16 protein-coding genes are annotated in these 17,360 nt (G+C 69.9%); 9 read left to right on the top strand and 7 right to left on the bottom strand.

Annotated elements, in window-relative coordinates; all coding sequences use genetic code 11:
- Window positions 1-143: 143 nt before the first annotated feature.
- The 3 genes from ACFTXQ_RS28175 to dusB form a co-directional block, all read right to left on the bottom strand.
- On the bottom strand, window positions 144-1,145 hold the full coding sequence (locus ACFTXQ_RS28175; RefSeq protein ID WP_382645670.1) for a helix-turn-helix domain-containing protein: 1,002 nt from the start codon (window positions 1,143-1,145) through the stop codon (window positions 144-146).
- A 386-nt stretch (window positions 1,146-1,531) separates the two neighbouring features.
- Window positions 1,532-4,240, bottom strand: a complete 2,709-nt coding sequence (ppdK, locus tag ACFTXQ_RS28180) for a pyruvate, phosphate dikinase (RefSeq protein WP_382645673.1) — start codon at window positions 4,238-4,240, stop codon at window positions 1,532-1,534.
- Between the two features lie 364 nt (window positions 4,241-4,604).
- On the bottom strand, window positions 4,605-5,747 hold the full coding sequence (dusB, locus tag ACFTXQ_RS28185) for a tRNA dihydrouridine synthase DusB (RefSeq protein WP_382645676.1): 1,143 nt from the start codon (window positions 5,745-5,747) through the stop codon (window positions 4,605-4,607).
- A gap of 52 nt (window positions 5,748-5,799) precedes the next feature.
- On the opposite strand from dusB, the gene ACFTXQ_RS28190 reads away from it, so the two are divergent.
- Window positions 5,800-7,254 carry an MFS transporter gene (locus ACFTXQ_RS28190; RefSeq protein WP_382645679.1) on the top strand — a complete coding sequence of 485 codons (1,455 nt, stop codon included), beginning with the start codon at window positions 5,800-5,802 and terminating at the stop codon, window positions 7,252-7,254.
- 235 nt (window positions 7,255-7,489) lie between these two features.
- Here the strand turns inward: ACFTXQ_RS28190 and ACFTXQ_RS28195 are convergent, their stop codons facing one another.
- Window positions 7,490-7,945, bottom strand: coding sequence for a MarR family winged helix-turn-helix transcriptional regulator (locus tag ACFTXQ_RS28195; protein ID WP_382645682.1), 456 nt, complete (start codon window positions 7,943-7,945; stop codon window positions 7,490-7,492).
- Between the two features lie 97 nt (window positions 7,946-8,042).
- Between ACFTXQ_RS28195 and ACFTXQ_RS28200 the strand changes: the two genes are divergently transcribed.
- From ACFTXQ_RS28200 to ACFTXQ_RS28215, 4 genes are all read left to right on the top strand, one after another.
- The gene (locus ACFTXQ_RS28200; RefSeq protein WP_382645684.1) at window positions 8,043-8,387 is read left to right on the top strand and encodes a DoxX family protein; all 345 of its coding nucleotides are present in this window, start codon (window positions 8,043-8,045) and stop codon (window positions 8,385-8,387) included.
- Window positions 8,388-8,450: 63 nt separating this feature from the next.
- On the top strand, window positions 8,451-9,482 hold the full coding sequence (locus tag ACFTXQ_RS28205; protein ID WP_382645687.1) for an aldo/keto reductase: 1,032 nt from the start codon (window positions 8,451-8,453) through the stop codon (window positions 9,480-9,482).
- 20 nt (window positions 9,483-9,502) lie between these two features.
- The gene (locus ACFTXQ_RS28210; protein ID WP_382645690.1) at window positions 9,503-10,096 is read left to right on the top strand and encodes a TetR/AcrR family transcriptional regulator; all 594 of its coding nucleotides are present in this window, start codon (window positions 9,503-9,505) and stop codon (window positions 10,094-10,096) included.
- A 77-nt stretch (window positions 10,097-10,173) separates the two neighbouring features.
- Complete coding sequence (locus tag ACFTXQ_RS28215; protein WP_382645691.1) at window positions 10,174-10,938, top strand: VC0807 family protein; 765 nt, start codon at window positions 10,174-10,176, stop codon at window positions 10,936-10,938.
- Between the two features lie 79 nt (window positions 10,939-11,017).
- Here ACFTXQ_RS28215 and ACFTXQ_RS28220 read toward each other — a convergent pair whose 3' ends face one another.
- On the bottom strand, window positions 11,018-12,400 hold the full coding sequence (locus tag ACFTXQ_RS28220; RefSeq protein WP_382645694.1) for a glycine--tRNA ligase: 1,383 nt from the start codon (window positions 12,398-12,400) through the stop codon (window positions 11,018-11,020).
- A gap of 155 nt (window positions 12,401-12,555) precedes the next feature.
- Between ACFTXQ_RS28220 and ACFTXQ_RS28225 the strand changes: the two genes are divergently transcribed.
- From ACFTXQ_RS28225 to ACFTXQ_RS28240, 4 genes are read left to right on the top strand one after another with little or no spacing between them, the layout of a single operon-like run.
- Window positions 12,556-13,533: a metal ABC transporter substrate-binding protein gene (locus ACFTXQ_RS28225; RefSeq protein WP_382645696.1), complete on the top strand. Its 978-nt coding sequence runs from the start codon at window positions 12,556-12,558 to the stop codon at window positions 13,531-13,533.
- Window positions 13,533-14,354: a metal ABC transporter ATP-binding protein gene (locus ACFTXQ_RS28230; protein ID WP_382645699.1), complete on the top strand. Its 822-nt coding sequence runs from the start codon at window positions 13,533-13,535 to the stop codon at window positions 14,352-14,354. The genes ACFTXQ_RS28225 and ACFTXQ_RS28230 overlap by 1 nt, the downstream gene beginning before the upstream one ends.
- Window positions 14,354-15,220, top strand: a complete 867-nt coding sequence (locus tag ACFTXQ_RS28235) for a metal ABC transporter permease (protein WP_382645702.1) — start codon at window positions 14,354-14,356, stop codon at window positions 15,218-15,220. Before ACFTXQ_RS28230 ends, ACFTXQ_RS28235 begins: the two co-directional genes overlap by 1 nt.
- Before the next feature lie 42 nt (window positions 15,221-15,262).
- Entirely contained in the window at window positions 15,263-15,691 is a 429-nt protein-coding gene (locus tag ACFTXQ_RS28240; protein WP_078626133.1) for a Fur family transcriptional regulator, read from the top strand.
- A 48-nt stretch (window positions 15,692-15,739) separates the two neighbouring features.
- On the opposite strand, the gene ACFTXQ_RS28245 is transcribed toward ACFTXQ_RS28240, so the two are convergent.
- On the bottom strand, window positions 15,740-16,561 hold the full coding sequence (locus ACFTXQ_RS28245; RefSeq protein ID WP_382645705.1) for an isoprenyl transferase: 822 nt from the start codon (window positions 16,559-16,561) through the stop codon (window positions 15,740-15,742).
- 11 nt (window positions 16,562-16,572) lie between these two features.
- Window positions 16,573-17,319, bottom strand: coding sequence for a DNA repair protein RecO (recO, locus tag ACFTXQ_RS28250; RefSeq protein ID WP_382645708.1), 747 nt, complete (start codon window positions 17,317-17,319; stop codon window positions 16,573-16,575).
- Between the last annotated feature and the right edge of the window lie 41 nt (window positions 17,320-17,360).

Consider the following 17,360-nt stretch of genomic DNA (forward strand, 5'->3'; position numbering starts at 1 on the left):
CCCACGCGCCCCCCCGGCGGGGGCAAACACCGCCCGCCCCGGGGTTGCGGGGCGGGGGGCGGGGGGCGCCCCCCCCGCAACGGCGCCGCACCGCACCACCTGCCGCGCCCCGACGGGTTGAACCCCGCCGGGGCGCGGCACCGTCATGAGGCGACCGCCCCACCCTTGAGCAGCGCAGCGCCCAGCGGCGTCACGGTGTGCAGCACGGCGTTCCCGTGCCGCAGCGTGGTCACCAGCCCCGCCTCCCGCATCACGCACGCGTGCTGGCTCGCCGAGGCCAGCGACACCCCGGCCCGGCGGGCCAGTTCGCTGGTGGTGGCCCCGTCCCCTATGGCCCGCAGGACCACCGACCGGGTGTGCCCCACCAGCTTGCCCAGGGTCCGGACCCGCTGCTCCTCCACCGCCGGGCGGGCCGCCTCGCCCCCCGTGGGCGCCGAGGCCAGCTGCGCGGCGGCCGGGTAGACCAGCACCGGCGGCAGCTCCGGGTCGTGCAGGGTCACCGCCGTACGCCGGCAGAAGAAGGACGGCTGGAGCAGCAGCCCGCGCCCCCGCAGCCGTACGTCCCGGTCGACGGGGTAGTCGCACTCCAGGACCGGGGCCCGCCAGCGCAGCATCGGCGGCAGCGAGGCCAGCAGCTCGTCCGCGCCCCCGTCCAGCAGGGCCCGGCCGCGGGCGGCCCGCTCGGCCTCGATCTGGGCCTGGATGTGGGTCCAGTACGGCTCCACGGCTGCGCGGTGGTAGCCGCGCAGCTCGCCCAGCAGCCTCGGCAGGTGCTTGGTCCCGCCGTCCAGGAACTCCCGTAGCCGCGGCGCGGGCGGCGCGCCCGCGGTCAGCAGCGACAGCTCGCGCCGGATCCGGTCGGGCCGGATCCCGCGCAGGGCGTCGAGCCCCACGTCCCACCCGTACCGGCCCTCGACCGGGGTGAGGAAATCGGGGAAATAACCCCTGCCCGGTATAAGCATACCGAGCATGCGTGTTTCACTATTCAACCTGCTCCGGGTTTCCGTCCGCCATTCACCGAACAACCGGGCGTCACGCCGGTCTCTTAAGCGATGAAAGCTGAGAATCGTTTCCCACAACGCATCGGGACGCCCTGCCATCCGTACGCGTGCCAGGTCCACTCCAGTGAAATGGATACGCAGCACCGAACCCCCACCTGTGCAACCGCAATCCCCCCGCCCCATGAGTATGCATGCCGTCACACGTGGTCACCACGCCCTTTCGGCCACAGTTGAAACCCCTTTCGGCAGGGGCGTGACAACCGAAATCCTGTACTCCGCCGGGCACACTCCGATGCGACCGAAACGCTCCGCGAAGGCCGTGGGGGGCTTTGCGGGGCCTGGCGGTCGGTCGCACCGGGAAGCGCCGACGTGCCCGGCAGAATGACAGCGGCGGTGGACGGGTGGGGATCCGTCCACCGCCTGCTGGCGTAAAGCTTCGTTGAACAACTGAGAAATAGGCGCGTCCGCCCTCGGGGGTCAGGGAACCCGGGGGCGGACGCGGTCTACTGGGCCCTTACGAGGGCCGCGGATCAGCGGCTGTCGCTGCCCTTCGCCTCGGCGGCCGCACGACCGGCCTCCAGGCGCGCCACCGGAATCCGGAAGGGCGAGCAGGAGACGTAGTCGAGGCCGACCTCGTGGAAGAAGTGGACGGACTCGGGGTCACCGCCGTGCTCGCCGCAGACGCCGAGCTTGAGGTCGGGGCGGGTGGCCCGGCCCTGCTTGACCGCGTGGCGCACGAGCGAGCCGACGCCGTCCCGGTCGATGGTCTCGAAGGGCGAGACCCCGAAGATGCCCTTCTCCAGGTACGCGGTGAAGAAGCTGGCCTCGACGTCGTCGCGGGAGAAGCCCCACACCGTCTGGGTCAGGTCGTTCGTACCGAAGGAGAAGAACTGCGCCGCCTCGGCGATCTGGGCGGCCGTCAGCGCGGCGCGCGGCAGCTCGATCATCGTGCCGATGGTCAGCTTGAGGTTGGTGCCGGTGGCGGCCTCGACCTCGGCGATGACCTGGTCGGCCTCCTCGCGGACGATCTCCAGCTCCTGGACGGTGCCCACGAGCGGGATCATGATCTCGGCGCGCGGGTCGCCCTTGGCGTTCTTGCGCTCGGCCGCGGCCTCGGCGATCGCCCGTACCTGCATGGCGAACAGACCGGGGATGACCAGGCCCAGGCGGACACCGCGCAGACCCAGCATCGGGTTCTGCTCGTGCAGCTTGTGGACGGCCTGGAGCAGGCGCAGGTCGTTCTCGTTGGCGTCCTTGCGGGACTCGGCGAGGGCGACGCGCACCGAGAGCTCGGTGATGTCGGGCAGGAACTCGTGCAGCGGCGGGTCGAGCAGGCGGACGGTGACGGGCAGGCCGTCCATCGCCTCGAACAGCTCGATGAAGTCCTTCTTCTGCAGCGGCAGGAGGGCACTGAGTGCCTCCTCGCGCTCCTGGTCCGTGTCGGCGAGGATCAAGCGCTCGACCATCTCGCGGCGCTCGCCGAGGAACATGTGCTCGGTGCGGCACAGGCCGATGCCCTGGGCGCCGAAGCGGCGGGCGCGCAGCGCGTCCTCGGCGTTGTCGGCGTTGGCGCGCACCCGCAGCCGGCGGACGCGGTCCGCGTAGGCCATGATCCGGTGCACGGCGCCGACGAGCTCGTCGGCGTCGTCGGCGCCGGCGTGCATGCGGCCCTCGAAGTACTCGACGACCGGGGACGGTACGACGGGTACCTCACCGAGGTACACCTTGCCGGTGGAGCCGTCGATGGAGACGACGTCGCCCTCTTCGATGACCGTCTCGCCGACCGTCATGCGGCGGCGCTTGGTGTCGACGTCGAGCTCCTCGGCGCCGCAGACACAGGTCTTGCCCATGCCGCGGGCGACGACGGCGGCGTGCGAGGTCTTGCCGCCGCGCGAGGTCAGGATGCCCTCGGAGGCGATCATGCCGTCCAGGTCGTCCGGGTTGGTCTCGCGGCGGATCAGGATGACCTTCTCGCCGGAGCGGGACCACTTGACGGCCGTGTAGGAGTCGAAGACGGCCTTGCCGACCGCCGCGCCCGGGGAGGCGGCGATGCCGCGGCCGAGCAGCTCGGTCTTGGCGTCCTCGTCGAAGCGCGGGAACATCAGCTGCGCCAGCTGGTGGCCGGTGACGCGCTGGAGCGCCTCGGCCTCGGTGATCAGGCCCTGGTCGACGAGCTGGGTGGCGATGCGGAAGGCGGCGCCGGCGGTGCGCTTGCCGACACGGGTCTGGAGCATCCACAGCTGGCCGCGCTCGATGGTGAACTCGATGTCGCAGAGATCCTTGTAGTGGGTCTCCAGCGTCGTCATGATCGTCATGAGCTGGTCGTACGAGGCCTTGTCGATGGCCTCCAGGTCCGCGAGGGGCACGGTGTTGCGGATGCCCGCGACGACGTCCTCGCCCTGGGCGTTCTGCAGGTAGTCGCCGTAGACGCCGGCGTGGCCGCTGGCCGGGTCACGGGTGAAGGCGACGCCGGTGCCGGAGTCGGGGCCCAGGTTGCCGAAGACCATGGAGCAGATGTTGACCGCGGTGCCGAGGTCGCTCGGGATGCGCTCCTGGCGGCGGTACAGCTTGGCGCGGTCGGTGTTCCACGAGTTGAAGACCGCCTCGACGGCGAGGTCCATCTGCTCGCGGGCGTCCTGCGGGAAGGGGCGGCCGGCCTCCTTCGCCACGATCTTCTTGAAGCGCGTGACCAGCTTCTTCAGGTCGGCGGCGTCGAGGTCGGTGTCGACGGTGACCTTCTTGGCGGCCTTGGCCTCGTCGAGGGCGTCCTCGAAGAGCTCGCCCTCGACGCCGAGGACGGTCTTGCCGAACATCTGGATCAGGCGGCGGTACGAGTCCCACGCGAAGCGCTCGTCACCGGACTGGGAGGCGAGGCCGGTGACCGACTTGTCGGAGAGGCCGATGTTGAGGACGGTGTCCATCATGCCCGGCATCGAGAATTTGGCGCCGGAGCGCACGGAGACCAGCAGCGGGTCGTCCGACTGGCCGAGCTTCTTGCCCATCTTCGACTCGAGGGCGGCAAGGTGGGCGCTGACCTCGTCGCGCAGCGCGGCCGGGGCCGTACCGCTCTCCAGGTAGACCTTGCAGGCCTCGGTGGTGATGGTGAAGCCGGGAGGGACCGGGAGACCCAGGTTGGTCATCTCGGCGAGGTTGGCTCCCTTGCCGCCGAGAAGGTCCTTGAGGTCGCGGTTGCCCTCGGTGAAGTCGTAGACGAACTTCTGATCTTTGTTTTCCGACACGGGTCTCGACTCCTCGAGGCTCGGTGGCTGCCCTGACGGCCAGGAACATACCCAGATCGAAGGCTTATGGGTATGTCCACTTGGTCGACATGCGGCTGTAACCACCCGTGCGCCACCAGATCGAAAGTAACTCACGAGTAATGAGAATCTACGAAAAGCCTTCACGTCCCGAAGGGAGAGGGACCCAGAAGGGCCTGCTCACGCTCGGATGAGCGATCATCGATACATTTGCGTTCAAGTCTTGAACGAACAAAGGGTGGCACCCAGTGCCACCCTTTGAAAGTCTTACCCGTGACTTTGGCGCTCATCTGAGCGAAACCTCAATCATGCGTGGCGTATATCACGCAACACGGAGGGCGATTTGTCAGCCTCCGGAGGTGTCCAGTTCGGCGTCCTCGCTCACGCCCGCGCAGTCGTACGGATCCTTCAACCAGCCGTCCGGCAGGACAACTCGGTTGTTTCCGGACGTCCGACCCCGCGGACCGTCCGCGCTCTCGGGCCACGCCTGATCCAAGTCGAGCTCGCTCAGATGAGCGTCCAGTTCGGCCAGGGAAGAGGTGACCGCGAGCTTCTTGCGCATCTCGGAACCCACCGAGAATCCCTTGAGGTACCAGGCCACGTGTTTACGGAAGTCGATCACCCCGCGCGCCTCGTCGCCGATCCACTCCCCCAGCAGCTGCGCGTGGCGGTGCATGGTGCCCGCGACCTCGCGCAGCGTCGGCTTGTGGAAGTCCTCCGGGCGACCCTCGAAGGCCGCCACGAGGTCGTTGAACAGCCACGGCCGCCCCAGGCAGCCGCGACCGACGACCACGCCGTCGCAGCCCGTCTCGCGGACCATGCGCAGCGCGTCCTCCGCGCACCAGATGTCGCCGTTGCCGAGGACCGGGATCTCCGGCACGTGCTCCTTGAGCCGCGCGATGGCGTCCCAGTCGGCGGTGCCGCCGTAGTGCTGGGCGGTGGTGCGGCCGTGCAGGGCTATCGCGGTGACCCCCTCCTCGACGGCGATCCGGCCGGCGTCGAGGTAGGTGAGGTGGTCGTCGTTGATGCCCTTGCGCATCTTCATGGTCACCGGCAGGTCGCCGGCGCCCGCGACGGCCTCGCGCAGGATGGCGCGCAGCAGGTTCCGCTTGTAGGGCAGGGCCGAGCCGCCGCCCTTGCGGGTGACCTTGGGGACCGGGCAGCCGAAGTTCAGGTCGATGTGGTCGGCGCGGTCCTCCTCGACGATCATGCGGACCGCCTTGCCGACGGTCGCCGGGTCGACCCCGTACAGCTGGATCGAGCGCGGCTTCTCCGTTTCGTCGAAGTGGATCAGCTGCATGGTCTTCTCGTTGCGCTCGACCAGGGCGCGGGTCGTGATCATCTCGCTCACGAACAGCCCCTTGCCGCCCGAGAACTCGCGGCAGAGGGTACGGAACGGGGCATTGGTGATACCGGCCATGGGCGCGAGCACCACCGGGGGCTGCACGGTGTGCGGGCCGATCGCGAGGGGCGGGGGGAGCGTGGTCATCCGCCCATTGTCCCGCATGCCGGGGTGGTGGGGCAGACGTACGATCGGCGGCATGATCGAGCCGAGTCAGCCGAGCCAGCCGAGCCGCCGGCAGCGCGTGATCGTCCTGGCGATCTGCTGCATCAGCCTGCTGATCGTCAGCCTCGACAACACCGTCCTCAACGTCGCGCTGCCCTCGATGCGGCGCGACCTGAACGCCTCCGTCTCGGGCATGCAGTGGACGATCGACGCCTACACCCTCGTGCTGGCCTCGCTGCTGATGCTCATGGGCTCGACGGCGGACCGGATCGGGCGCCGCAAGGTCTTCGTCGCCGGACTGGTGCTCTTCACCGCCGGCTCCCTGCTGTGCTCGCTCGCCCCCACCCTGGACTGGCTCGTCGTCTTCCGCATGGTCCAGGCGGTCGGCGGCGCCATGCTCAACCCGGTGGCGATGTCGATCATCACCAACACGTTCACGGATCCCGCGGAACGGGCGCGGGCCATCGGCGTGTGGGGCGCGGTCGCGGGCATCTCCATGGCCGCCGGTCCCCTGATCGGCGGGCTGCTGGTGGACTCCGTCGGCTGGCGCTCCATCTTCTGGGTCAACCTGCCGATCGGCCTGGCGGCGCTCGCGCTGACCCTGCGCCACATCCCCGAGTCGCGGGCGGCGCGGGCGCGGCGGGCGGATCCGGTGGGGCAGCTGCTGGTCATGGTGCTGCTGGGCTGTCTGACGTACGGGATCATCGAGGCGCCGGCCGCGGGCTGGCGCTCGCCGCTGATCATGGGGTGCGCCCTGGCGGCCGCGGCCGCGCTGGCGGGGCTGCTGGTGTACGAGCCCCGGCGCCGGGAGCCGCTGATCGACTTCCGGTTCTTCCGCAGCGTCCCCTTCAGCGGGGCGACCGTGATCGCGGTCAGCGGCTTCGCCGGAATGGCCGGGTTCCTCTTCCTCAACACCCTGTACCTGCAGGACGAGCGGGGGCTGGACGCGCTGCACGCCGGGCTCTACATGCTGCCGATGGCGGCGCTGACCATGCTCGTCGCGCCCTTCTCGGGGCGGCTGGTGGGCAGCCGGGGGCCGCGGCTGCCGCTGCTGGTCGCGGGCGCCGCGATGGCCGCGAGCGGCCTGCTCTTCGCCGCGTTCGGGGCCGAGACCTCCACGCCGCTGCTGTTCGCCGGGTACGTGCTGTTCGGGCTCGGCTTCGGCATGCTCAACGCCCCGATCACCAATACGGCCGTCTCCGGGATGCCGCGTTCCCAGGCGGGTGTGGCGGCGGCCATCGCCTCCACCAGCCGGCAGACCGGCAGCACGCTGGGCGTCGCGATCGTCGGCGCGGTCCTGGCGGCGGGCCTGGCGGAGGGCTCCGACTTCGCCGGCGCGACCGGCCCGGCCTGGTGGATCATCACGGCCTGCGGCCTGCTGGTCCTGGCGGTGGGCGCCGCATCGAGCGGCCCCTGGGCCCGCTCGACGGCAGCCCGCACGGCCCAGTCCCTGGACCCCGCCACGGCCCAGGCCCCGGCGGACGCCTGACCCACAGGCCACGCCCACGCTTGAGGCGCGGCCCATCCGGTCCCGCCGGGCACATCCGCTCCCGGCTCGGCCCATCCGCTCCCGGCCGGTCACATCCACCTTCGACCGGTCGCATCCAGCCTCGGCTGGGCAAAATCAGCCTCGCCGGCGTTTGAGGCGCGGGGTCCGGGGCGGAGCCCCGATCTGTGACCCGCACCCACCCAGCCACGCCAGGGCAGCGCCCCGGCGGCGCCGACTACTCCTGGCAGTCGAAATCGTCGGCGTGGGTGTCGATCCGCGCCAGCAAGCCCCTCAGCACGGCCCGGTCCCCCTCGGAGAGCCCGGCGAACAGCCCCTGCTCGACCGCGTCGAGCGCCGCGTTCGTCTTGCCCAGCGCGGTCGCTCCGGCCTCGGTGATGGCCACGTTGTGGCGGCGGCGGTCCGCCGGGTCCCGGCGGCGTTCGGCCAGGCCGTCGCCCTCCAGGTCGTTCAGGATCCCCACGAGCACGCTCGGGTCCACCTCCAGCCGCTCGGCGAGCGCCCGCTGGCTGATGGGGCCGTCCTCCAGGTGCATCAGCGTCATCGCGTGCCGCGGCGTGAGCCCGGCCGTGCTGAGCGCCTTCTTCATCCGGGTCTGCGTGACCGATCCGTGCCAGGCCAGCAGCAGGCCCAGCCGCTGCGGGGGGTGCGATCCGTCCTGATCTGCCGTCATGTCCACATCGTAGCAATCGGGAAATGATTGCATTGGAGATATCGTTGATGCTATTCAATGATTCGTCGTCATCGACCGTTGACCATCGGAGATCATCATGTTCCTCGCCTACGCCGTCGTCGGCGGGCTGCTCGCCCTCGTCCTCACCGCCTCCGCCACCCTCACGCTCCAGCGCAACGACCAGATCGTGGCCAACATGCAGAAGGTCCAGGTCCCCGACTCCTGGCTGCCACGCCTGGCCGGACTCAAGGCCGCCGGCGCGATCGGCCTGGTGGCGGGCTTCTGGATCACCCCGCTCGGCGTGGCGGCGGCCGTCGGCGTGACCCTCTACTTCATCGGCGCGGTCATCTCGCACCTGCGCGTCAAGGACTACGAACTCGCCCCGGCCGCCGTCCTCACCCTGATCGCGGCCGCGGCCCTGATCCTGCGGGCCCTGTCGTAGCCGCCTCCACACTGACGGGTGACAGATATTGAAATCTGTCACCCGTCATGCCATTCTCGTTCCATGAACACGAACGAGAACGTCATCACGGCCCCGGCCCACCGAAAGCTCGGCACCGGCCCGACCGTCTTCCCGCTCGGCCTCGGCTGCATGGGGATGTCCGCCCTCTACGGAGAGGCCGACCGCGCCGAGTCCCTCGCGACCATCCACGCCGCCCTCGACGCGGGCGTCACCCTGCTGGACACGGGCGACTTCTACGGCATGGGCCACAACGAACTGCTGATCAACGAAGCCCTGCGCACGGCGCCCGCGGCGGCCCGCGAGCAGGCGCTGACCAGCGTCAAGTTCGGCGCGCTGCGCACGGTCGAGGGCGGCTTCACCGGCTATGACGGCCGGCCCGAGGCCGTCAAGAACTTCCTGGCCTACTCGCTCCAGCGGCTCGGCCGGGACCACATCGACGTCTACCGGATCGCCCGCGTGGACCCGGAGGTGCCGATCGAGGAGACCGTCGGCGCCATCGCCGAGGCGGTCCAGGCCGGGCACGTCCGCCACATCGGGCTCTCCGAGGTCAGCGCGGACACCCTGCGCCGGGCCGCCGCCGTGGCCCCGATCGCGGACCTCCAGATCGAGTACTCGCTCATCTCCCGCGGCATCGAGGACGAGATCCTGCCGACCGCCCGCGAGCTCGGCATAGGCATCACCGCGTACGGGGTGCTCTCCCGCGGACTCATCAGCGGCCACTTCACCCGGGACCGCGCCCTGACCCCGGGCGACTTCCGCGGCATGAGCCCCCGCTTCCAGGGGGGCAACCTCGACCGCAACCTCGATCTGGTCGACGCCCTGCGCAAGGTCGCGGAGGACAAGGGCGTGAGCGTGGCCCAGACCGCCATCGCCTGGGTGCTCTCGCGCGGCGAGGACATCGTGCCGCTGGTGGGCGCCCGGCGCCGGGACCGGCTCGCCGAGGCGCTGGGCGCCCTGGAGATAACGCTGAGCAGCGCCGACCTGGCCGCCATCGAGGAGGCAGTGCCCGTGGGCGCCGCGGCCGGCGAGCGGTACCCGGCGGCCCAGATGGCCCACCTCGACAGCGAACACTGAGCTGACGGTACGGTCGTCCCATGCCACCCGCTGCTGCCGAGCCCCTGACACCCGAGCGCATCCTCGAAACCACCGAGGAGGTGCTGCGCCGCTTCGGCCCCACCAAGGCGACCGTGGTGGACGTGGCCCGCGCCCTGGGCGTCAGCCACGGCAGCGTCTACCGGCACTTCCCGTCGAAGGCGGCGCTGCGGGAGGCCGTCACGGACCGCTGGCTCGCCAAGAGCGTCGTCATGCTGGAGGAGATCACCTCGGCGCCCGCCGAGAGCGCCCCCTCCAAGCTGGAGGCGTGGCTGGAGGCCCTCTTCGAGGCCAAGCGCCACAAGGCCGGCGACGACCCCGAGCTGTTCGCCACCTACACCGTGCTGCTCGCCGAGAACAGCGGGATCGTGGACCACCACCTGACCGAGCTGATCGACCAGTTGGGCCGGATCATCTCCGAGGGAGTCGAGGCGGGCTCGCTCGCCGCCGCCGACGTGCCGGCCGCCGCCCGCGCGGTCTTCGACGCCACCGGGCGTTTCCACGACCCGCAGTACGCGGCCGACTGGCTCTCGCCCACGATCTTCACGGAGTTCGAGGCGGTCACCTCGCTCATCATCCGGGGTCTGCGCGCCTGACGCGGAGCCCGGGCCGACTGTCCGGAAGCTGCCGGTCCGGTCGGCTTGGTGATCATTTTAGTGCGCTCGGCTTGTACATGTCAGGGCATTGTCCATACCGTCCCCCTACCGCACTCATCAGGCACGTTCCAGGGGGAACCTTGTCCGCCCAAGTAGCACGACCCGAACCTCCCGCACGCTCCGGCGCCGCCACCGCCCTCGGCTGGATCCTGACCATCGGCCTCAATGTGGTCGCGCCGATCATCACCTACAACACGCTCGTCGACGACCACGGCTGGAGCGAGTTCTCCGCACTGCTCGTCAGCAGCGCCTGGCCGGTGCTCGACAGCGCGATCAGCGTGGCCTGGCGGCGCAAGCTCGACGAGTTCGCCATCGTCACCCTGGTGTTCATGGTGATCACAGCCGTGGTCTCGCTCATCGGCGCCCACTCCGCCCGCGCCCTGCTGATCAAGGACTCGGGTGTGACCGGGCTGTTCGGGCTGCTCTGCCTGGGCACCCTGCTCGCACCCCGCCCGCTGATGTTCTACTTCGGCCGCAAGTTCGCGACCGACGGCACCCCGGAGAGCACCGCCTGGTGGAACGGCCTCTGGCAGTACGAGGGCTTCCGGACCACGATGAACCGGATGACCTTGGTCTGGGGCGTCGCGTACGTCATCGAGGCCGTCGTCCGCATCGTCCTGGCGTACACCCTGAGCACCAAGACCATGGTGACCGTCAGCCCGATCATGATCTACGGGGTGCTCGGCGCACTCGGCGTGTGGACCGCCATGTACGGCAAGCGCTCGCAGGCCGAAGGCGAGCGCCGCGCCGCGGCTCAGGCCGCGGAGAACCCGGCGGCCTGAGGCCGCTTCCACGCGGAAAGACCGGTGGCCCGGTGCGCACATCACGCACCGGGCCACCGGTCTTTGGAGCCGGGCGAACCTAGCAGCCGAGCAGACGGCTGCCGAGGTAGCTCTGGATCTGGTCCAGGGAGACGCGCTCCTGCTTCATGGTGTCGCGCTCGCGCACGGTCACCGCGTTGTCGTCCAGGGTGTCGAAGTCGACGGTGACGCAGAACGGCGTACCGATCTCGTCCTGGCGGCGGTAGCGGCGGCCGATGGCGCCCGCGTCGTCGAACTCGATGTTCCAGTTCTTGCGCAGGTCGGCGGCGAGGCCCTTGGCCTTCGGCGACAGCTTCTCGTTGCGGGACAGCGGCAGCACCGCGACCTTGACCGGCGCCAGGCGCGGGTCGAGGCGCATGACGGTGCGCTTCTCCATGACGCCCTTGGCGTTGGGGGCCTCGTCCTCGTTGTACGCGTCGAGCATGAAGGCGAGCATCGCGCGGTTCACACCGGCCGCCGGCTCGATGACGTACGGGGTGTAGCGCTCGCCGGCCTCCTGGTCGAAGAAGGTCAGGTCCTGGCCGGAGGCGGCGGAGTGCGCCTTGAGGTCGAAGTCGGTGCGGTTGGCCACGCCCTCGAGCTCGGAGAACTCGTTACCACCGAAGTTGAAGCGGTACTCGATGTCGGCGGTGCGCTTCGAGTAGTGGGACAGCTTCTCCTTCGGGTGCTCGTACCAGCGGATGTTCTCCTCGCGGATGCCGAGGTCGCGGTACCAGTTCCACCGCTCCTGCATCCAGTACTCCTGCCACTGCTCGTCCTCGCCCGGCTTGACGAAGAACTCCATCTCCATCTGCTCGAACTCGCGCGTGCGGAAGATGAAGTTGCCCGGCGTGATCTCGTTGCGGAAGGACTTGCCCATCTGCGCGATGCCGAACGGGGGCTTCTTGCGCGAGGCGACCTGCACGGTGGCGAAGTTGGTGAAGATGCCCTGGGCGGTCTCGGGGCGCAGGTACGCCTTGGAGCCGGTGTCCTGGGTCGGGCCGAGGTGGGTCTCCAGCATGCCGGAGAACTGCTTGGGCTCGGTGAACTGGCCCTTCACACCACAGTTGGGACAGTTGACGTCCGCCAGACCGTTGGCGGGCAGGCGGCCGTGCTTGGCCTCGTACGCCTCTTCCAGGTGGTCGGCGCGGTGGCGCTTGTGGCAGGAGGTGCACTCGGTCAGCGGGTCCGAGAAGGTCGCGACGTGGCCGGAGGCCACCCAGACCTCGGGGGCCAGGATCACGGACGAGTCGATACCGACGATGTCCTCACGCCCGGTGACCATCGCCTTCCACCACTGGCGCTTGATGTTCTCCTTGAGCTCGACACCGAGCGGGCCGTAGTCCCAGGCAGCCCTGGAGCCGCCGTAGATCTCACTGCAAGGGAAAACGAAGCCACGGCGCTTGCTCAGGCTGACGATGGTATCGATCTTGTCGGCGGCCACGGTGCTCTCTTCATTACGAGGACGAACGGCGAATGCCTCAGGTTACCGGCGCCCGCACCCCCCCTTTCAAATCGGATACCCCTTCCACGGCCGCGGCCCGGCCCTCCCACCTGGGTTTTTGACAATCGTTTCCATCTTTGATGAAAATGGATGTCATGAACGTACGACGCCTCATACCCGCAGCCGCCCTCGCCGGAGCCGTCGCCCTCGGCGCCACGGCCCTCACCGCCTGCTCCGGAGCCAGTGCCGCCGGCGGCAAGGACGGCAAGCTCGACGTGATGGCGTCCTTCTACCCGATGCAGTTCCTCGCCGAGCAGATCGGCAAGGACCACGTGAAGGTCGACACCCTGACCAAGCCGGGCGTCGAACCGCACGACCTGGAGATCACCCCGAAGCAGACCGGGCAGCTCGGCGAGGCCGACGTGGTCCTCTACCTCAAGAGCCTGCAGCCCGCCGTCGACAAGGCCGTCGCCCAGTCCGGCGTGAAGAACGTCGTCGACGCCGCCACCCTCACCAGGCTGGAGGCGCACGGCACCTCCGGCCACGACCACGCGGCCGAGGAGGGCCACGGGGCCGAGGGCCACGACCACGACCACGGCCACGGCGAGGCCGGCGAGGACCCGCACATCTGGCTCGACCCCGCCAAGTACGCCGAGGTCGCCCAGGGCGTCGGTAAGGCGCTGGAGAAGGCCGACCCCGACCACGCCGCGGACTACAGGAAGAACACCGACGAGCTCGTCGCCAAGCTGACCGCGCTGGACACCGAGTTCAAGGACGGCCTGAAGAACACGGCCTCCAAGACCTTCATCACCACCCACTCCGCCTTCGGCTACCTCGCCGAGCGCTACGGCCTGGACCAGGAGGGCATCTCCGGCCTCGACCCCGAGTCCGAGCCCAGCCCGGCCCGGATCAAGGAGATCCAGGAGATCGCGAAGAAGGAGAATGTCTCCACGGTGTTCTTCGAGACCCTGGCCAGCGACAAGACGGCCAAGACCCTCGCCGCCGACACCGGCCTGAAGACCGACGTCCTCGACCCGCTCGAGGGAATCACCGACAAGTCCCAGGGCGCTGACTACTTCGAGGTCATGCGGTCCAACCTGAAGAACCTCCAGAAGGCGCTCGGAGCCAAGTAATGACAGCAGCAGCAACGGAGGCGCGAGCCATGCAGTCCACGCCCCTGCCCGACGGGGACCAGCCCGTCATATCCCTGCGCGGGGCCGCGGCCTCGCTCGGCTCGCGCCCCGTGCTGCGCGGGATCGACCTCACCGTCCGCCGCGGTGAGGTCGTCGCGCTGCTCGGAGCCAACGGCTCCGGCAAGTCCACCGCCGTGCGCGCCGTCGTCGGCCAGGTGCCGCTCTCCGGCGGCGCGCTGTCGCTCTTCGGCACCGACTTCAAACGCTTCCGCGACTGGTCGCGCATCGGGTACGTCCCGCAGCGCACCACCGCCGCCAGCGGCGTCCCGGCCACGGTCCGCGAGGTCGTCTCCTCCGGCCGTCTGGCCCGCTCGCGCTTCGGGATCCTGCGCAAGGCGGACAAGGCCGCCGTCGAGCGCGCACTGGCCCTCGTCGACATGGACGCACACGCCGACGCCTCGGTCAACGCCCTGTCCGGCGGTCAGCACCAGCGCGTGCTCATCGCCCGGGCGCTCGCCGTCGAGCCGGAGCTCCTGATCATGGACGAGCCGATGGCGGGCGTGGACCTGGCCAACCAGGAGGTCCTGGCGAACGCCCTGCGCGAGCAGGTCGCCGCCGGCGCCACCGTCCTCCTGGTCCTGCACGAGCTGGGCCCGCTGGAGCCCCTGATCGACCGGGCGGTCGTCCTGCGCGACGGCTGCGTCGTCCACGACGGCCCGCCGCCGGAGGCCGTCGGCCAGCACGCCCTGCCCGGCCACGACCACGTACACCCCCACGCGGCGCACGACGCCGAGCCCCTGCGGACGGGACTGCTGAGCTGATGGACCTCCTGAACTACGCCTTCATGCAGCGCGCGCTGATCGCCGCCGCGCTGGTCGGCATCACGGCCCCCGCCATCGGCACGTACCTCGTCCAGCGCCGCCAGGCCGTCATGGGCGACGGCATCGGGCACGTGGCCATGACCGGTGTCGCGCTCGGCTTCCTGTTCAACGCGAGCCCGGTGTGGATGGCCACCCTGGTCGCCGTCATGGGCGCGGTCGGCATGGAGCTCATCCGCTCCCGCGGCAAGACCAGCGGCGACATCGCCCTGGCCATGCTCTTCTACGGCGGCCTGGCCGGCGGCGTCATGATCATCAACCTGGCGCCGGGCGGCTCCACCGCCAATCTGACCAGCTACCTCTTCGGCTCCATCACGACCGTGTCGGCCGAGGACATCACGGCCGTGGTGATCCTCGCCGCGTTCGTCATCGCCGTCACCCTGGGCCTGCGCCGCCAGCTGTTCGCCGTCTGCCAGGACGAGGAGTTCGCCCGGGTCACCGGCCTGCCGGTGCGCGCCCTGAACCTGCTGATGGCGGTCACCGCCGCCGTCACCGTCACCGTGGCCATGCGGATCGTGGGCCTGCTGCTGGTCAGCGCCATGATGGTGATCCCCGTCGCCGCCTCCCAGCGGGTCACCCGCGGGTTCACCGGGACCCTGACCGTGGCCATGGTCATCGGCGTGCTGGTCTCGCTGTCCGGCACGGTGACCACGTACTACATCGACGCCCCGTCCGGCGGGACCATCGTGCTGCTCGCCATCGGCGTCTTCATGGTGATGACGGCGCTCTCCACCCCGCTGGCCCGGCGCCGCGCCAGAGCCGCCCGTGCGGCCGAGGAGGTCTGCACGCGGGACGATGTGAAGGTCTAGCGGGCTGGCACAATGGCCGCAGGCCGATACGAGGAGGAACCGGTGGCGACTGCGCCTGGCGAGATGAATACCGCGCCAGTACGAGGACGATCCACCCGGCAGCGGGCCGCCGTGGCGGCGGCACTGGACGAGGTGGACGAGTTCCGCAGCGCCCAGGAGCTCCACGACATGCTCAAGCACCGTGGCGACTCCGTGGGCCTGACCACGGTGTACCGCACCCTCCAGTCGCTCGCCGACGCCGGCGAGGTCGACGTCCTGCGCACCAGCGACGGCGAGTCCGTCTACCGGCGCTGCTCCACCGGGGACCACCACCATCACCTGGTCTGCCGCAAGTGCGGCAAGGCCGTCGAGGTGGAGGGCCCGGCCGTGGAGAAGTGGGCGGAGTCCATCGCGGCCGAGCACGGCTACGTGAACGTCGCCCACACGGTGGAGATCTTCGGCACCTGCGCCGACTGCGCCGCCGCGGGCTGACCCTCGGCAGCGTCCCGGAGGTCAGCCGGGACGCCGCGGACGCGCCCGTCAGCCCGTGGGGGCCTCGGGCTGGTTCGGGACGGCGCCGCCGAAGCGGCGGTCGCGCTGCGCGTACTCCAGGCAGGCCGCCCACAGGTTGCGGCGGTCGAAGTCCGGCCACAGCACGTCCTGGAAGACCATCTCGGCGTACGCGCTCTGCCAGATCAGGTAGTTGGAGGTGCGCTGCTCGCCGCTGGGCCGCAGGAACAGGTCCACGTCCGGCATGTCCGGGTAGTACATGTACTTCGCGAAGGTCTTCTCGTTGACCTTCGACGGGTCCAGCCTGCCGGCGGCGACATCGCGGGCGATGGCCTGCGCCGCGTCCGCGATCTCCGCGCGTCCGCCGTAGTTCACGCAGAAGTAGAGGGTCATCGCGTCGTTGTCGACGGTCTGCTCCTGGGCCACCTGGAGCTCCTGGACGACCGACTTCCACATCTTCGGCATGCGGCCGACCCAGCGGATGCGGATGCCCAGTTCGTTCATCTCGTCGCGGCGGCGCCGGATGACGTCGCGGTTGAAGTTCATCAGGAAGCGCACCTCGTCGGGCGAGCGCTTCCAGTTCTCCGTCGAGAAGGCGTACAGGGAGAGGTTCTTGACGCCCATCTCCAGGCAGCCCTTGAGCACGTCGAGTACGACGCCCTCGCCGACCTTGTGCCCCTCGGTGCGCGGCAGGCCGCGCTCCTTGGCCCAGCGGCCGTTGCCGTCCATGACGACCGCGACGTGGTTCGGGACGAGCTCACCGGGGATCTTCGGCGGGCGCTCACCGGACGGGTGCGGCTCGGGAACCTTGTACTCGCGGCGAGAGCGTCCCAGAATCCCGCGTCGTGCCATGTGCCCAGCTCCTATTTCTCGACGTAACGCAGGGAGCGTAGCCCGCGCTCCAGATGCCAGTGCAAATAGGCGGAGACCAGCCCGCTGCCCTCCCGCACGTACCGCGCCTCGCAGGCGTCGGCATGCCCCCAGTCGCCCGTCAGCAGGGCGCTGAGCAGGGCGATGGCCTCCGACGAGGGTACGACGCTGCCGGCCACCCGGCAGTCCCCGCATATGACCCCGCCCGCGGCCACGGAGAAGTGCCGGTTGGGGCCGTGGATCCCGCACTTCGCGCAGTCCTCGAAGCTGGGCGCGTAGCCGTTGACGGCGAGGGAGCGCAGCAGGAAGGCGTCGAGGATGAGGTTCGGTTCGTGTTCGCCGCGTGCGAGCGTGCGCAGGGCGCCGACGAGCAGCAGGTACTGCTGCACGTTGGGCTCGCCCTCGTTCTCGGTGAACCGCTCGGCGGTCTCCAGCATCGCGGTGCCGGCGGTGTAGCGGGCGTAGTCGGTGACGATGCCGTTGCCGTACGGGGCGATGATCTCGGTCTGCGTGCACAGCGGCAGGCTGCGGCCGATCAGCTCGTTGCCGCGGGCGAAGAACTGCACGTCGGCATGGGAGAAAGGTTCCAGCCGGGCGCCGAACTTGGACTTCGTGCGCCGGACCCCGCGGGCGACGGCCCGCACCCGTCCGTGGCCGCGGGTGAGGAGCGTGATGATGCGGTCCGCCTCACCCAGCTTCTGGGTGCGCAGCACGATGCCGTCGTCGCGGAACAGACTCATGGGCCCATTGTCGCCTGTGCGGGCACGACGACGGCCCTCCG

Origin of the sequence: Streptomyces sp. NPDC057010, from assembly GCF_042673805.1 — a bacterium.
Lineage (GTDB): Bacteria > Actinomycetota > Actinomycetes > Streptomycetales > Streptomycetaceae > Streptomyces.

Bases quoted from the DNA above. Each gene is read 5' to 3' on its own strand.
- dusB (WP_382645676.1), bottom strand. From the start codon at position 5,747: ATGACCACGCTCCCCCCGCCCCTCGCGATCGGCCCGCACACCGTGCAG.
- ACFTXQ_RS28190 (WP_382645679.1), top strand. From the start codon at position 5,800: ATGATCGAGCCGAGTCAGCCGAGCCAGCCGAGCCGCCGGCAGCGCGTG.
- ACFTXQ_RS28195 (WP_382645682.1), bottom strand. From the start codon at position 7,945: ATGACGGCAGATCAGGACGGATCGCACCCCCCGCAGCGGCTGGGCCTG.
- ACFTXQ_RS28200 (WP_382645684.1), top strand. From the start codon at position 8,043: ATGTTCCTCGCCTACGCCGTCGTCGGCGGGCTGCTCGCCCTCGTCCTC.
- ACFTXQ_RS28205 (WP_382645687.1), top strand. From the start codon at position 8,451: ATGAACACGAACGAGAACGTCATCACGGCCCCGGCCCACCGAAAGCTC.
- ACFTXQ_RS28210 (WP_382645690.1), top strand. From the start codon at position 9,503: ATGCCACCCGCTGCTGCCGAGCCCCTGACACCCGAGCGCATCCTCGAA.
- ACFTXQ_RS28215 (WP_382645691.1), top strand. From the start codon at position 10,174: ATGTCAGGGCATTGTCCATACCGTCCCCCTACCGCACTCATCAGGCAC.
- ACFTXQ_RS28225 (WP_382645696.1), top strand. From the start codon at position 12,556: ATGAACGTACGACGCCTCATACCCGCAGCCGCCCTCGCCGGAGCCGTC.
- ACFTXQ_RS28230 (WP_382645699.1), top strand. From the start codon at position 13,533: ATGACAGCAGCAGCAACGGAGGCGCGAGCCATGCAGTCCACGCCCCTG.
- ACFTXQ_RS28235 (WP_382645702.1), top strand. From the start codon at position 14,354: ATGGACCTCCTGAACTACGCCTTCATGCAGCGCGCGCTGATCGCCGCC.
- ACFTXQ_RS28245 (WP_382645705.1), bottom strand. From the start codon at position 16,561: ATGGCACGACGCGGGATTCTGGGACGCTCTCGCCGCGAGTACAAGGTT.
- recO (WP_382645708.1), bottom strand. From the start codon at position 17,319: ATGAGTCTGTTCCGCGACGACGGCATCGTGCTGCGCACCCAGAAGCTG.